The 15256-nt window shown below is 59.9% G+C and carries 13 protein-coding genes and 1 pseudogene; 3 read left to right on the top strand and 11 right to left on the bottom strand.

Annotation, left to right across the window (positions count from 1 at the left end; all coding sequences use genetic code 11):
- Positions 1-6 precede the first annotated feature (6 nt).
- The 5 genes from BG60_RS00335 to BG60_RS00315 are packed head-to-tail and all read right to left on the bottom strand — an operon-like array spanning position 7 to position 3016.
- Positions 7-534, bottom strand: coding sequence for a cupin domain-containing protein (locus BG60_RS00335; RefSeq protein ID WP_008345999.1), 528 nt, complete (start codon positions 532-534; stop codon positions 7-9).
- A gap of 33 nt (positions 535-567) precedes the next feature.
- A complete protein-coding gene (locus tag BG60_RS00330; RefSeq protein ID WP_008345996.1) occupies positions 568-1320 on the bottom strand; it encodes an SDR family oxidoreductase in 753 nt (250 codons plus the stop codon).
- Complete coding sequence (locus BG60_RS00325) at positions 1313-2371, bottom strand: aromatic ring-hydroxylating dioxygenase subunit alpha (protein ID WP_008345995.1); 1059 nt, start codon at positions 2369-2371, stop codon at positions 1313-1315. Before BG60_RS00325 ends, BG60_RS00330 begins: the two co-directional genes overlap by 8 nt.
- 17 nt (positions 2372-2388) lie before the next feature.
- A complete protein-coding gene (locus tag BG60_RS00320; protein WP_008345993.1) occupies positions 2389-2697 on the bottom strand; it encodes a recombinase-like helix-turn-helix domain-containing protein in 309 nt (102 codons plus the stop codon).
- Position 2698: 1 nt separating this feature from the next.
- Positions 2699-3016: a non-heme iron oxygenase ferredoxin subunit gene (locus BG60_RS00315; RefSeq protein ID WP_008345991.1), complete on the bottom strand. Its 318-nt coding sequence runs from the start codon at positions 3014-3016 to the stop codon at positions 2699-2701.
- Positions 3017-3443: 427 nt separating this feature from the next.
- Between BG60_RS00315 and BG60_RS00310 the strand changes: the two genes are divergently transcribed.
- The gene (locus tag BG60_RS00310) at positions 3444-4517 is read left to right on the top strand and encodes a porin (RefSeq protein WP_008345987.1); all 1074 of its coding nucleotides are present in this window, start codon (positions 3444-3446) and stop codon (positions 4515-4517) included.
- Positions 4518-4659: 142 nt separating this feature from the next.
- Here the strand turns inward: BG60_RS00310 and BG60_RS00305 are convergent, their stop codons facing one another.
- Positions 4660-5982, bottom strand: coding sequence for an IS5 family transposase (locus BG60_RS00305; RefSeq protein ID WP_034470069.1), 1323 nt, complete (start codon positions 5980-5982; stop codon positions 4660-4662).
- Between the two features lie 1089 nt (positions 5983-7071).
- Here BG60_RS00305 and BG60_RS38050 point away from each other — a divergent pair.
- The gene (locus BG60_RS38050; protein WP_008345983.1) at positions 7072-7218 is read left to right on the top strand and encodes a hypothetical protein; all 147 of its coding nucleotides are present in this window, start codon (positions 7072-7074) and stop codon (positions 7216-7218) included.
- 311 nt (positions 7219-7529) lie between these two features.
- On the opposite strand, the gene BG60_RS00290 is transcribed toward BG60_RS38050, so the two are convergent.
- Positions 7530-7784: a DUF6966 domain-containing protein gene (locus tag BG60_RS00290; RefSeq protein WP_152563166.1), complete on the bottom strand. Its 255-nt coding sequence runs from the start codon at positions 7782-7784 to the stop codon at positions 7530-7532.
- A 538-nt stretch (positions 7785-8322) separates the two neighbouring features.
- Here BG60_RS00290 and BG60_RS39455 point away from each other — a divergent pair.
- Positions 8323-8490, top strand: a pseudogene (locus tag BG60_RS39455) (IS4 family transposase); the annotation flags it as partial.
- Between the two features lie 29 nt (positions 8491-8519).
- Here the strand turns inward: BG60_RS39455 and BG60_RS00285 are convergent.
- The 4 genes from BG60_RS00285 to BG60_RS00275 all read right to left on the bottom strand — a co-directional run bounded on the left by BG60_RS00285 (position 8520) and on the right by BG60_RS00275 (position 15249).
- Positions 8520-8978, bottom strand: coding sequence for a hypothetical protein (locus tag BG60_RS00285; protein ID WP_152563165.1), 459 nt, complete (start codon positions 8976-8978; stop codon positions 8520-8522).
- Between the two features lie 11 nt (positions 8979-8989).
- Positions 8990-11209 (bottom strand): RHS repeat-associated core domain-containing protein, encoded by a 2220-nt coding sequence (locus BG60_RS39450; protein ID WP_051996380.1) that lies wholly within the window; start codon positions 11207-11209, stop codon positions 8990-8992.
- Positions 11196-13397, bottom strand: coding sequence for a contractile injection system protein, VgrG/Pvc8 family (locus BG60_RS39445; protein WP_051996378.1), 2202 nt, complete (start codon positions 13395-13397; stop codon positions 11196-11198). Before BG60_RS39445 ends, BG60_RS39450 begins: the two co-directional genes overlap by 14 nt.
- Before the next feature lie 961 nt (positions 13398-14358).
- Positions 14359-15249: an IclR family transcriptional regulator gene (locus BG60_RS00275; RefSeq protein ID WP_008345979.1), complete on the bottom strand. Its 891-nt coding sequence runs from the start codon at positions 15247-15249 to the stop codon at positions 14359-14361.
- Between the last annotated feature and the right edge of the window lie 7 nt (positions 15250-15256).

The raw sequence follows: 15256 nt of genomic DNA, 5'->3' as shown, positions 1-15256 counted from the left end.
CGAGCCTCAGCGCTTCAACTTCGCCAGCGGCGAATCCGGCGGATACGTCGGCGTGATGGGTTTCGGCGCGCCGAGCATCACGCACATCAGCGCGTCTTCCTCGCCGATGTTGATCTCCGTGCGATACACGCCCGGCGGCACGGAAATGAGATCGCGCTCGCCGAGCACGGCTTCCCACGTTTGTCCGTCCTTCTCGCAGACGACTTTCATCTTTCCGCGCAGCACGAAGAAAATCTCTTCGACGTCGATATGAATATGACTCGGCCCGATGTTGCCGGCGGGAATGACCATCGTCGAAAACGTGAAGCTGCCTGCGGGAATCGTGTTCATGTCCTTCGATACACCCGTGCCGCCCGTGCCGACATAACGCATCTGCGCGCGACGATACTTCGGGTCGTAGTCGGCCTGGAACTTGAGCGCGTCCCAGTCGTAACGGCGCGTTTCGAGGCGCGCGACGCGCGTGTCCATCCATTGTGCGAAGCTCGCTTCGGCGGGCTGATCCCACGACTTGCGTTCGATGTCTGCATCGGCCATTGCTTTCTCCAGGTTCCAATCAAATAGAGCGAATCAATTCATCACGAAGCCGCCGTTCACCGGCAGCAACTGGCCCGTTACGAAGCGCGCCGCATCCGAGAGCAGGAACAGCACGGGGCCGTTCACGTCGTCGGGGACTTGCGCGCGCGTCAATGCGCGGCCTTTGAGGTAATACTCGTGACGCTCGGCGGGCACATATGCGGTGGCTTCCACTTCGGTGAGGCCGGGCGCGATCGCGTTGACGGTCACGTTGTCCGCGCCGAACTCGCGGGCGAGCGAGCGCGTCATCGCGATCACCGCGCCCTTGCTCGCGACGTATGCGAGCAGCTTCGGCGCGCCCCACAGCGCCGTATCGGATGCGATGTTCACGATCGCGCCGCGTCCCGAATCCTTCAGATGCGGCAGGCACGCGACGCTCATCAGCCAAGTGCCGCGCACGTTCACGTTCATCACCGCATCCCATGTTTGCGGTGTGAGCTCGCTGGCGGACTTGCCGCCCGAGTTGGTGATCGCGGCGTTGTTGATGAGCGCATCGAGACCGCCCAACGCATTCGTGCCTTGTTCGACGAATTCGGCGATGCTTCGCGGTTCGTTCAGATCGAGCGGGAAGAAGTGCACGTCACGCAGTTCGCGCGCAAGTGCTTCGCCTTCTTCGCTAAGCACATCGCCGAACGCGACGTGCGCGCCTTGCCCGACGAGCGCGCGCACGAAGGCCGCGCCGAGTCCGCGAGCGCCGCCGGTCACGATCACGCGACGGCCGTCGAGCGCTTTCGACGCATCACGCATGAGCGTGCTCCGTGTTCTTCGGCAATGCTTCGAGCGCGGCGAGATGTTGCTGCGCGCGCTGCTTCAACATGCGACGCACGCGCGTCATGCCGACATCGTGCTGATAGAGGAATTCGTGATCGCGTGCGTTCGGCGCCAGGCTTTCGAGCACATAGCGGTCTTGTTCGAGCACGGCCCAGTGCAGTCCTTCGAGACGATTGCGATACAGGAAGCGCCACGCATCGCGCTGCCATCCGGAGACCTTGCGCGTGCGCCAGAAGTAGACCTGGCAGTTGTCGTTGTCGACGGGCGTAGCAAAACCGATGATCCCGAAGTTGCCGCCGGGCCCGAACTTCTTCTTGTACGGAATCGCGAGGCGCATCCACAGGCAGCCGGTTTCGCCGAGCTCCACCCAGTCGAAGTTCACGTCGCGCTGATTGACCTTCTCGAACATCAAGCCAGTTTCGGTCTTGCGCACGCGCATGTCGGCCTGCTTGTCGCCCTCGGCCATCGAATGCGATGTCGCGTGGAGATACGCGCCGTGCATCGGGTCCATCACGTTGTCGATCGCGTACTGGTAATTGCACTTCCAGTGCGACATGCACAGGAAGCTCGCGTATTCCTCGGCGACGAGTTCTTCGGGCAGCACGAGCGGCGCGGGTTCCTTGTTGGCGTCGTCGCCGAACCAGAGGAAGATCGCGCCCGCGCGTTCTTCGACGGGGTACGACTTCACGCACTTCTGGCCTTCGAGCGGGCACGCGGACACGGCGGGCACTTTCTGCACAGTGCCGCTGCCATCGACTTCGATGCCGTGATACCAGCACGCGACGCTGCCGCCGAGATTCCAGCCGAGCGACAGACGCGCACCGCGATGCGGACAGCGATCTTCGAGCGCATGCACTTTGCCTTCGTTGTCGCGCCAGAGCACGATCTGATCGCCGAGTCGCGTCAAGCCGATGGGCGCATTCGCCACTTGCCAGCTCGGCGCCACGGGATACCAGTAATTGCGCAAGCCGCGATCGAGATAGGCCTGAACGGGATCGGCGGCGGTTGTTTGCTGAGGGGACGTCATGGGAAGAAGCTCCTTCTTTATTCGGCGAGCGTGCGCAGTTCGGCGGCGAGGCGGTCGGCGGTCCATGCGGTGCCTTCCGGCGTGCGGAAACCGTCCTTGTTCAAGCCCGCGACCACCTGTTCCAGTTCCAGCGCGCCCGCTTCGAAGACGCGTTCGAGCGCATCGCCGAAGTCGTTTTCGTATTGCGTCGGCTCGGCCTTGCGCGTCTGCCAGATGAAGCTTTCAGTCTCGCCCGGCTTTTCGATCACGCCCTTGCCGGCGACGTTGTTCGGCTGCGGCGCGAGCCACGGCTTGAGATGCGGGTTGAAGTTCACGACTTTTTCCATGTCACGCCACCTTGATCTGAATTTCCTCGCCGGCGAGGCGCACCGAATACGTCTTCAGGTCGCGGCCGCCGGGCTCTTTCAGGCATTTGCCCGTGGGGATGTGAAACACCGCTTCGTGCAGCGGACATTCGACGGTGTCGCCATCGACGAAGCCTTGCGTCAGCAACGCATATGCGTGCGGGCAGACGTTCTCGAGCGCATACAGCGCGTCGCCCACTTTGTAGATTCCGATTTCCGCGCCGTCATCGAGCTTGAATTCGATTGGTGCGTCTTCCGACAGATCGCCGGCATGCCCGGCGCAGCGCCATTGTTCAGACATCTTTCACCCTTTCCTCTGGTTCGTCTGTGTTCCACTAAAGGAACGACAGTTCGTGTATGGTGATTATAGGAGTCGACTGGCTCGGAAAAAATATAAAAGTAGATATCTAGGTGAAAACACTTAAGTCGACGCGGTTCAAAGCTCGCGGATGAAGTAAGAACGCCCGTTTGTCATTGATCCGTAAGCCCTTTTGCCCGGCAGATGCGCCGTGTGCGCGTCGTCTCAGGGTCTACCCGGCTTCATCACAAATCTATTTTTTTGGCGCGGGAAAGCTCACTATACTTTCCATAGGCAGGACGTTGATCCAGATATGGAACGTAAACGAGTGGCGGGACGTCTTGCTGGGGGAAGGGCAACAACTGCGATCAGCAGGAACAGGAAAGCGGGCGAGGCCCGCGCTCGAACCACACGATCAGGAGAACGAAGGGTGAAGCACATCATCGCAGCGGGGCTCATCGGGGCCGGGGTCGCGACCGGTGCGGCCGCGCAAAGCACGGTCACGCTCTATGGCAGTCTCGATGCCGGCATCGCGTATATCAACAACGTCGGCGGCCATCCGAAGTGGATGGAGGAGCAGGGCAACATGCAGCCGGATCGCTGGGGCTTTCGCGTGGTCGAGGATTTGGGCGGCGGGCTCAAGACCGTCGCGCAACTCGAGAACGGCTTCTACACGAACACGGGCAACTTCGCGAAGGCGGGCACGCTTTGGAATAGGCAGGCGTATCTCGGGCTCGAGCAGGAAAACGTCGGCACGCTGACGCTCGGTCATCAGACGCCGTTCAGCTTCGACATGCTCGGACCGCTATCGACCGCGTATCTCGCGGCGAGCTGGTACGCGTTCCATCCAGGCAACATCGATCAATTGGCGGATACGGGCGTGGTGCCCTACGACAACTCGGTGAAATTCCGCTCGGCGAACTTCTATGGCTTCTCTGCGGGCGCGATGATGGGCCTCGGCAACACGACGAACTTCTCGACGGGCCGCAACTACGGCTTCGGCATTACGTATGCGAACGGTCCGTTCAAGGCGGCGGCCACGTATTCGAACGAGCACAATCGCACGCCCGCGATCGCGACGACCGGTCTGACGACGTTTCAGGGTCAGCCGGCGGCGACTTACATGGCGGACAAGCAGGAGGAGATGGGCGCAGGTGCGTCGTATGAGATCGGCAAGTTCGTCGTGCATGCGCTTTATACGCGCGTGAAGCTGCAATCGAACGGGCAGTCCGATACGTTTCAGTCATACGATGCGGGGTTGACCTTTAAACCGGTCGCGTGGAACTGGATCGCGGGCGGCGCGGCGACGACGACGTTCGCGGGCGGACGATGGACGCAGTTCGAAATCGGCGATATCTATATGTTGTCGAAGTCGACGCAGCTTTATGTCAATGCGCTTTATGAGCATGCTACTGGGGGGGTGAAGGCGGCTTTCTTTACCGCTGGGGTGTCGAGTACGGCGAATCAGGTCATCGTGCTGGCGGGGATTCATCACTCGTTTTGATTTTTTGGTTTTGGTTTTGGTTTTCGCCGGATCCCGTGTTCGCGTCGGTCTATTGGCACTGCCCCTGTGCGGGGCGGCGCCTACTTTCTTTGCAAAATTAACCAGTCCGCCCTGAATAATTCGTTTTGGGCGGCGCTAGCGCTCATGCCGTGAAGACGACAGTGGTTGTGCGGTTGAGCAAAGCGAACAGAACAAGGGCGCAAAAAAGCCGCAGCTTCCTGAGGATCATGCGCAGATTGTGGCCGGCGCCGCACAGGACGGCGTGAATCGCATCACCGAGTGCGCCTTTGAGCCAGTTCCGATCGAGTTTGCCGTCCGCCTTCATGTGACCGATGGCAGGCTCGATCGCGCTTCGCCGTCGGATCATCGCCCGCAGCCCGCGCGTGATACCGCGCCGCAATCCCGGGTGGTAGATCGTCACACCCTCAATGGCAACACCCTTGTAGCCGCGATCGACGATGGCGACTTCCGGCTTCACGTCGCTCAAGATCGCCGCTTGCTCCAACGCTTCAGGCAGCGTGTGACCGTCGTATGGGTTGCCCGGCATCGAGCGGGCACCTACCACGAGCCCCTCTTTGTGGGTCGTCGTGATCGACACTTTGACACCGAACTCGTACGGCGTGCGAGCCTTGCCCTTCGCCAGACACTCGACTTCCGGCGCATGCAGCGCGTACAGCTTGTTCTTGTCCTTCCGCCTTTGCGTCAAGATTCGCTTGGTGCGGCCGATCAACTCGTGCAGCGCGCCGTGCCCAGTGTCGGCCACTGAATCGAGCTGACGCTCGACATCACGCATGACTCGGCCAACACGAGAGCGCAACGTGCGCAGAACTTTCCTCATTCGCTTGTATTGCTTGGCGTGCGCGTAGCGGCTGATTTGGCTGGCCAGGCGCGGGGCCTCGCGATTGTAGTTCTGCCGCAATTTCAATCCGTGCCGCGCCGCCGCCTTCACCAGATGTTCGCGACACCGCTCGAGCAAGCGTGAATCAGTGGGATGGGCGATCGCTTTTTGCATGACCGTCGTGTCGACGATCACGTGCTTCACGCTTGAGGCCTTGATCACACCGGCACGCTTGGCGGCTTCAATCGTCTCGGCCAGTAACTCTTCGACGCCGGCTTCGCCCAGACGCTTACGCCAGCGCGTGAGACTCGACGGATCAATCGGCGTTTCGGTCTGCAAGTACGTCTCGCCGGTGAAAACCTGCCAATACGGATTCTCCACCCATTGCCAGACGACCTCCTCGTCGGACAGGTCGAACGCGTGCTGGAGGTACAGTAAGCCGGCGATTAGCCTTGGGGATGTGGCCGGTCTCCCTTTGCGCGATACGAAGCTCTCGCTCATCGACGCGCCCAATCGGTCCCAGTTGATCAGATCGGCCAAACCGACCAACGGATGCTTCAAATTGATCTGTTCACGCAACGGTTGCCGGAAGAAATCTCCCTCCGTCAAAGGCGCCTTCGGACCCATCCGCACCTCGTAAAAAAATGCAGGAATTACGCGTTAATATGCCTGCTTCCTGCAATTCCCTCAACCCCAGTCAGAGTGCAAAGCCTTGCATCATAACGCTTCGAGGATTGTTCAGGCTCGACTAACCATTACCACGGAAATGGTACGGTCCGTCAGGTTCTGGATTGGGCGGCGATGCGCGGCTCGCGCAGCGGCCCGAACCCGGCACGCTTCGACGGGCACATCGAGCATCTCCTCGCGAACCGATGAAGGCGAAGCCGACCCGCTCAACCTTGCTTTCCATCGCAGAGTGCGAAGTTGCGGGTTGTGTCGCGTGTGCGCCAGCGGCAGCATGCACAGTTCAAGCGATCGTTGTTGACGGTAACGCCATTCTGAACGTCAACAGCTCGGGCGCGAGCGACGAGCGCGCGGTCACGGTTGGCGCTTCCTCGACGAGCGCAACTGTGACCATCAGCAAGCTATCGATTATGGGGAACGTGCGGACCTACCCAGGCGATACGCAATATCCGATTGGGCTTATCAATCTTCAAGCGGGGGCCGTGGCACTCGCTGATGTCGCGGGCAACGATTTCAGTGTGCCCGCTATGCCGTTCGGAATTGAGCTATCGACAGTACGACAGCGGTAGCGCCATTTCAGTCCTTCGACAGCGGGAACCGGCTGCCCGGGCAGCGCGTATTGCGAGGCACGGCTCCGCCGACCTCCGGAACGTGGGTCATCGGTGACACCATGACCAATAGCAACCCAGCCGGAACAGCCGTCGCCGGGTGAACCTGCACCGCAGCAGGCACGCCGGGAACGTGGAAGGCTTTCGGAGCGCTCTCGTAAAGCGTCGCTCTGCTATGTGCATCCGCTACGCCGCAGCTCTGCTAGCCGCGCTTATTTTTCACAGGTGCACGCTCGTCTACATAGAAGCGATCACAACACCATCGCCAATACGGGCGGACACGGCGGCGTGCAGTTACCTGAGCATGAAAGCGGCTCGAACTCGATCGATCGGCTCATCCACCCGCAGCAACGCTAACCCCAAGGACACAAAGCAATGAAGGTGCATATCGAGAACCAGGGCAGTTTCAGATATTCGGGTCATCGTGGACGGTGACACGCTGAACGATTCGACGCTCACGCCGGGAGAGGCGGAAGTCTACGCGACGGAACCTGAAGGCGTCGTTGAACTGCGCGAGTTGGACGGCGGCGAGGCGCAACACGAAGCGAGCGAGGACGTCGAGCGCGCATAAGTAGGGGCCCGCGCGAGGCGGGCCTTTGGGGTGCTCGTCGCGAAGGTCGAGCCGCGCATCAACGCTCGACCATTTCCCTTACCCCACCGAGCCGTGATCCTCGTAAGCGATCAGACGGCTGCCACACGCGGTCAAATGTCCGTCGAGTGCGACGCCATTGCCGTTCGTGTCGGTCAACGTTGAACACGGACGGCTGATCATTACCCCGAGTAGACGAACAAAGGGCCGCGTATGCGACCCTTTGCAGTCCACAACAAGACACGAGGGGGACAGCGTTATGGTGCCGCATGACAGAGTCGATACAATTCGCTTCATAAATCATCAAGCTCGTTGTTTTCGCGAATCAGAGGCTGCCCATTTCTGTATAAAACCACATCATTCAGCGATCCCATTCCGCCATACATCGAGACGATTCTCATTCGCACACCGCTAGGATCAACAGGCAAGTCCAGTACACAACTATCAAGCGCATCGGCCCAGTCTCTCAGTCCGCCGATGCGTAGCAAGTCGCGCATCTTAGAAAGCACTGCCTCAATTTGTCGAATATCCATCATTTGAGAACGCATGAATGCGTGACCTCGACTCCCTCGATAGTCCACGGTTTTGGCACAACCACCTACTGCGTACCGCCTACGTAAAAACCACCTTGCGAACCAACCTCTCCAACATACACTTGAGTTCCCGCAGGAATCTTGACCCCGAATGACGTATCAATCGGCGATGTTCCCCCACCAGGCCACGTAGGCAACACCGCTTTGTCTATCCGAGTTTGCAACACGCCAGTAGGTGCCTCTTGGCTAAAGAATTGCCCCAACGGTCGCTCCGCCGTTCCTGCTCGATACAGCACGGTGTCTTTGGGCAAAGTGACGGTTTTGTATCGCCCTCCTGCAAACGTCGCGGCTAGATCATCGGGCAAAGGACCCGGCTTCACTGCCGAATAACTCCCGGTCGCTTTGCCGAGTCTCTTTGTGCTCAATGCACAGCGCTTCGCAAGCCCAAGCGGATCAATCCACTCAATCGGATTGGGCGCATATTGATAGACTTTCAGCCCCCCCGCCAACCCAATCGGATCCGAGCACGCCGCGCACGAGCTGTTGTTCTTGCTCGGCCCTCACGCCGGCGTTTGCAAAATTACCCGCCTGCCTTCAGCGTCTGCGCGAAAGGCTCAAGTCTATGCGCAACGAAAAACGACCCGGACGCACATGCGACCGGGTCGTCAAATCCCGCCCTAAACGGTACACCGTTCGCTATCTAAGAAAAGACCTTAACTAAACGGCATTACCGCAGAAGCGGCCCTTTGTTCATCTCACACCCCACCTCTTCACATCTATCAGGCGATTGCCTGAAACCTCAAAGAAATCAAAGCTGATAGCAGCAGACATATCAGCCCATATAAACACAATGTCATTCAGTATTTTGTTGCCAAATTCAAAGTCGACATTGAGACTTTCCGTACTTTTGACCCGTAATATCCCGCAGTACCTCCAGTCTTCATCTATGAGGACATACATGTCTCTATGATGATCTTTCATGGCTGAGAGTTCGACGTGAAGTCCGCTCCCGGATATCCGCTCAGTCTTCTGGTGTAGTTGAGTGGACGCCGCTTTGAAGCGATCCAATACAGCATCCGTTTCCTCCAAAGGAATTATCTCTGATCGATCTTCAGTTGGGAACAAAGACGCTATCTTGCCAAGGTACTCATTGAGCAACTTTTTCCCGTTAGCCTTTCTGTAAAGGAGCTCTTTCTTGTATTGGTTCACACCTCGCTCATTCATTGGCAGCTCCCGTAATAAGCCTTTCCTTTCGGATTGGCTATTTTAGGTCGATCATAATCAGTCATCCGCGTTTCGCCGCTAATCGGATCAACCTTTACTTTGTTGTACCGGTATTCATATCCTGAAGCATTGCGCGACTGACTTATTGGCTGCTGGCTCGTTGGGATACCGGCTTGCCGCATCGCTTCGCGGCGTGCTGCTCTAGATGTGAGGCAACATGGAGTCAGCCCAAGCGGATCCATCCACTGAATCGGGTTAGGCGCATATTGATACAGGTTGACGCCACCCGCAAGGCCGATCGGGTCTTGCGTAATATAGCGGCCCGAACTCGAATCATAGTACCGATGCCGATTGTACGTTAGCCCCGTCTCGTCGTCCGCGTACTGACCTTGGAACCGGATAGCGTTATCCGCTTCGGCCGCATCCGTCTTGCCATAGGGCGTTGGTTTCCTTCCGCCCCACGCCTTATACCGCGCCAGCCACACAACCTTACCCGACTCGTCCAGCAACTCCTGCGGCGTGCCAAGGTGGTCATTCTGATAGAACAGCGTCGCATGACGGCTCTTCGCCGGAACCTGAACAAACCCACCATCGGTGCCCGTCGCGAGAAACGCCGGTTCGACCAGCTTCTCATCGAGACGCGCGAGCGGCACGAACGTCCCCGGTTCGTGCAGATAGAGCGACGCGCGCGTCCACTGATGGCTCACGTCCAACGTATGCATGCGCTGCGCGACCGGCAGCGAATCCGCGTCTTGCGCGTCCTCTCGCACCGTCTCATAGCGGGCATTCGCGGACTTACGCTCACGCCCATATTCGCGCGGCAGCTCGTCAAAGCGCTCTTCCATGAGCAGCACATCGCCGTCCCATGTGAAGACGGTTAGCTCGGTTGCGCCTGTCGCGCCTCTGACTTCCTTCGCCACGCGCCGCCCGAATGCGTCGTAGGTATAGCTTGCGGCAACATCGAACGGCGCAGTGCCAGAAATCCACCGAGTAGAACCATCCGTGTTCCTCTCACGTCGATCGATCTCGTTCGCCGCTGGCGGCTTCCCGTAGCGCTTGGCCTCCGTGAGCCGGTTCTGCTTGTCGTAGGCATAAACCCACGTCACGCCATTAGGCTCGGTCTTGCGGCTCAGGTTCCCGCGCTCGTCATACGCGTAGTGCGTGCGGTTCAACTCCTTCAGCACATTGCCGATGCACTTCGGCAACGACTGTTCCCATGCATGAAGCTTCTTATCATCGTCGGAGCGGCGTTGATCCCACTGTGAGCGCGCCGGCTTGCCCGGATTCGCGCGCAGCCACGCTTCGTCTTCGGCGCGTTCCCGCGCGTGCCGCTCGGCGCGCTCTGCATCCGTCTCCACGACCGGGCGCGGCGGAACCTTCTCCGGATCGACAGGATTGCCCGCCGGATCGAACGCAAAGATTTCGGTCAGATCGGGCGTGACCGACTTGAGCAAGCGCCCGAGCGGGTCATAGGTATAGTCGGTTACACCGCGCGCGTGGTCCTCGATACGCGTCAGGTGGCCCGCCGCGCTGTACTGATACGTGCGCCGTGCAAGCACATCGAGCAGATTGACGCTCGTCGCATGACGCACCGACATCTGCGCGAGCCGTCCCACGCGGTCATACTCGCGCGTCTGCGTGAAGCTGCGATGCGTGCGCTTCACCTCCCGATGCAGATTGTCGCGCTCGAAGTCCACCAACGGCTTGCCGTCGACGAGAACGCCGTGAACGTGGCCCGAACCATAGCGCAGCCAGTCGACCGTGCGCGTATTCGGCAGCGTGGTCTTCGTGCGATTGCCGAGCACGTCGTATTCGTGACGCGTGACGGTCGAATAGCTGCCCCGGAAAGACGGATGAACGTGCTGCTCTTCCGCAATCAGGTTGTCCGCATCATCGTAATGAAGACGCGTCACCGCGCCGCCGCCCTTGGCGGTGACGAGCCGCCCGCGGGCGTCGTAATAGAACTGCTCGATGGCGGCGTTGCCGATCTTGCGCGCGAGCAATCGGCCCATCGGATCGCGCTCGTAACGCGTCTGGACCCCGGCTTCGGTCGAGGCCGCGAGCCGTCCGGCGTCGTCCCATTCGTAGCTAATGCTGCGCCCATCGAAGCCGGTCTGTTCGATCAACTGCCCGAGCGCGTCATAACGGAAGGTCGTCGACTCGTTGTTTTCGTTGCGCAGCGAGGCGAGCCGGCCCTGTTTGTCATAGCCGTACACGCCCTTGCTCGTCGTATTCGAAGCGTTGCACCTGACCGAGCGCGTTCTTCGTGCTGACGAGCTGATTGTTCTCGTTCCAGTTGAACGCGTCGCTGGTTCCGTCCGGATGCTCGACCAGAATGATGCGGTTGTGCTGGTCGTATCGATGAATCGTGGCGTTGCCTTCGCCGTCCGTGACCTTGGTGTACCAGTGCTCGCGGTGATATTCGAAGCGCGTGTCCTCTTTCGGGGCCAGCGCGTGAACGTTCATTTCGCGGTCGAGGATTGTGTCCTTGGCGATCCACGTCCGCACGCAGCGCGATTGCGCGGACGTTGCCGCGCTTCGGCCCAACGCGTCCCATTCGAGATTGGCCGGGTTGCCGTTGAAGTCCGTGTAGCGCGTAAGGAGGTGATGCTGATAGACATACGTGCGCGCGTGATGAAGTACGTCGCGGTGCTCGATCAGATCGCCTTCTGGACTGTACGTGTACTGCGCGATCGCCTCGTCGCGGCTGCCGTGCAAGCCGATCCGATAGATTGCCGCCACACGCCCGTTCACGTTCTCGATACGAATCGTGTTCTCCGCGCCGTCGGTGATGCCGGTCAGTTCGTCCTTGTCGTTGTAGCTCAACGTCAGCCCGAGACCGTCGCGGCCCGTGCGGCCGACGAGCCGGTAGCGTGACGTCTTCACGGTGCGGCTTTGCTCGTAGACCTCGCGCGAGCCATCGGGATAGGCGAGTTGCAGAGTGCGCGCATCGACTCGGCTGATGGTGAGTTGCTCGCTCGGCACCTCGATCGAATCGCCGAGCGGGACGGCGGGCAGCGGCACCGCGCGCGCGTCCGGATCGAAGAAGGTCAGCGCGCCGCTGTCGTGCTCGTCGATCGACAGGTGATAGGGACTCGTCCAGCGCGCACCGAGCGGGCTTGCATCGTAAGCGCAAAGGCTCGACCGATAGCGCCGCGTCCAGACGATCGGCGTCACGCCGTCGAGCGCGAAGTCGGTCTGTTCGAGGTTCTCGTCGCCCATCGCGTAGTTGACGGGCCTCTTGCTCGCCGTTGCCGGACACCCACAGCCGTCCTTCGCGGGCAGGTCGCTGGGCTTTGCGCCTTTCTGCGTGGTCTCGCGATGTTCGCCAGGCTTGATGTGCGGCTTTTCCATCGTGCCGGGCGCGGCGTGCGCGGTATGCGAGGGAATGCCGCGCGCCTTGCGCCGCTTGATTTCCGCTACGACCTGAGCGGCCATGAAGATCAGAGTGCCGGCCGTGGCCGCATCGCCGAATGCCTGCTTGAGCATCGCGCTGCGGTTGGCGTCGAAGGCATCGAGCCATTTCAGGATCGTGTCGCGCTGGCCCGAGAGCTTCAGCAATTCATCGATGCCATGCAGGGTGACTTCTTCACCGGTCGGCAACCACGACAGAAAGCCTGTGTTCTCCTTGATGAGACCCATTTGCTTGCCGGCCGACACAGGGTCTTTCACGAAGCTGCGCACGGTGCGCGAAACATCTGCAATACCGCCGTCGATTTCAGAGAGCCAGCCCTTCAGTTTCTCGTCGAGTTGCTCCATAAAGGCGATCGCGTCGCCGCCCGCTGTCGCCCAGAACAGATCGACCAGCACGGCCGCCCCCGCGCCCTTGGCGAATGCGAGCAGCACCTCCCTGACGACCGCGCGCGCGGGACGGCTCGCGTTGCCTGCCGCTGGAATCACGCCGATGGCGTCGATGGCGAGAATGCCCCATGCGGTGAAGCTCTTCGACTCACCCGGCTGGCTGACAATGCGGTAATCGTGATCGCGCAAGATCGTCTCGATGATCTCGGGCACGGTCTTGTTCTGATAGATGCGCGAGCGCTTGGTGATGCGCAGTCGAGCCAGCGGCGATTCGACCACGACGCGATACGCGCAGAAGTCGCGCGTCTTGCGAGTTCGCGTAAAGCGCGTGATGTTGCCGTTCCACTCGCGCGGCGTGCCGTCGCCGGGTAACGGCTCGATGCTGAATGTCGCGTTGTGCCCGAGATAGTCGGCGCGCGCCAGTTCCACATTGGCAGTCAGTTCAATCGTGATGTGATACGGACTGCCTAGCCGCTCGATCGCCTTGACGGAGATGATCGAGAGGCCATCGCTCGGCGGTGCGCCTCGCACCTTGAGATAGTAGTTCTGCCTGCCCGTGATCCAGCGCGCGAGGGCGGTGGATCGCTTTGATTGTGCTTCCATTCGGATTCCCTGCATCGAGATGCTGTCAGGCCATGGCCTGATAAACATTCCTATCTAATCGGGCGCATACGGATTCAGCGCACGACCGGCGAAACGTAGGCGGGAATTATTTCGAGAGGAAGCAAAAAAAACCCTTAGGCCAAAGACACTGCCAAGAAGCAGCAATACAAGGTCGGATTTCTCTTAAAATGATTTCGCGCAGGTGCGACGCATAATTACATCGCTGGCGCGTGGTAGCGCCAGCCAGGACTCGGCGGTTTTGAAGACACTCTGCACCCGTGAGCCCGCGCAATGCCGGCTGACGTTCGTCGCGCTCTTTCGACATGGAGCGCAGCTAGACCACGTGCGCCATCTGACCAACGGCGCTCGATGCTTTGTCGGGCCTAAGAGCGGGACGTGGCAGGGAACCCGCGAGGGTTGCTGGCAATGGTGTAGCGTCCCGGTCTTCCAACCCTGTCATTGTTTCCACCCCCCCAACTGAGAGACAGGGGCGGCTCCGGGTTTGTCCAAAACAGGAGCTAGACCGGTGCTACATCAAAAACAATCGGCAGTCTCACACGCATCCTCACGGCGACAACCTTCCTCAGCGTATTCCGAGCCTTCTACACTCGATCCACGTATCGCTGCCATGCGACTGCTATTTCGCACGCTTCAAAGAACCGTCGACATAATGCGCAACCATGAAGACAGCGTCTATGAAATGCGCGACGTAACAAGCGCGGCTTGTCTCAGGACCGAACTTGGCGGAATGCGCGAAAGCGTCGATGCGGCGTCTTTGCTCGACACTCCTAGTGTCTAGCAATGTGTACGCTCGCGGTATTCGACGGTCGAGAAATTCTTTTAATATTAAACTCGTAGACAAGAAAACTTACTTTCTTTGCAGCAAAGAAAGTGACCGCCGCCCCGCACAGGGGCAGTGCTAATAGACCAAAAAGAAAACGGGATCCGGCGAGAGAAAACCTCAAGCACTCGCAGCGCGCCCCACAGTACGATCCCCCTCAGAAGGCCGATAATTCAGCCGCATGGAAAGCTCGACCGCAGCGCCACATACCTTCGCGACAAGCCGCGCTTTCTCATCATCGGCGCCGATATCGGACCGCGGCACGGTCGCCGCCACCGCCGCGACGATCGCGCCGGAATGATCCCGTACGGGCGCAGTAACGACCGAAATCCCCCGCTCGAACGATGCTTCACTGAGCCCATACCCGAGCGAAGCACATTCTTCCACGCGTTCGTAAAGCTCCTCGATAGTCGCGGGCGTCCGCTCCGTATACTTCTCCAGTTGAGCCTCGGGATAAAGCGCCTTCAGCGCGGCCATCGACAAATCGCCCATCAGCACATGACCATGCACGGTCGCATGTGCAGGAAGACGCGTACCGACATGCACCTTCACCGAGCTGAACAGCGGCTCATGACTCTGCGCTTTCGCGACGAACACGACATCGCGCTGATCGCGGATCAGCAGATGCGTCGAAAGTCCGGTCGCATCGCGCAGACGTTCGAGAATCGGCGTGCCGAAATCGGTCAGCTCCAGCGAGTTGACGTACTCAAACCCAAGCCGCAGCACGGCGACGCCGAGCCGGAAACTGCGATCGCCGTTCACGCGTTCGAGAAAGCCCAGCGCTTCGAGCGTTTGCAGCAGACGGAACGTCGTCGTGCGCGGAATGCCGATGCGCCGCGAGAGCTCCGGCGCGGCCAGCACCGGCTCGCGCGCCGAGAATTCGGCGAGGATGCGCAAGCCGCGTTCGAGGCCCGGCACGAGATAGCTGGAACCGCCGCCAGATGACGCGTCCTCATCCGTCGTGTCGAGAGTCTCCGCCTGAATGTCTTCCTGTTTGCTTCGTCGGGCCATGTTGGCT

This window comes from Caballeronia zhejiangensis (genome assembly GCF_000698575.1).
Classification (GTDB): Bacteria; Pseudomonadota; Gammaproteobacteria; order Burkholderiales; family Burkholderiaceae; genus Caballeronia; species Caballeronia zhejiangensis.
The sequence above is the reverse complement of the archived record's forward strand: the minus strand, read 5'-3'. Positions and strand labels throughout refer to the sequence as shown.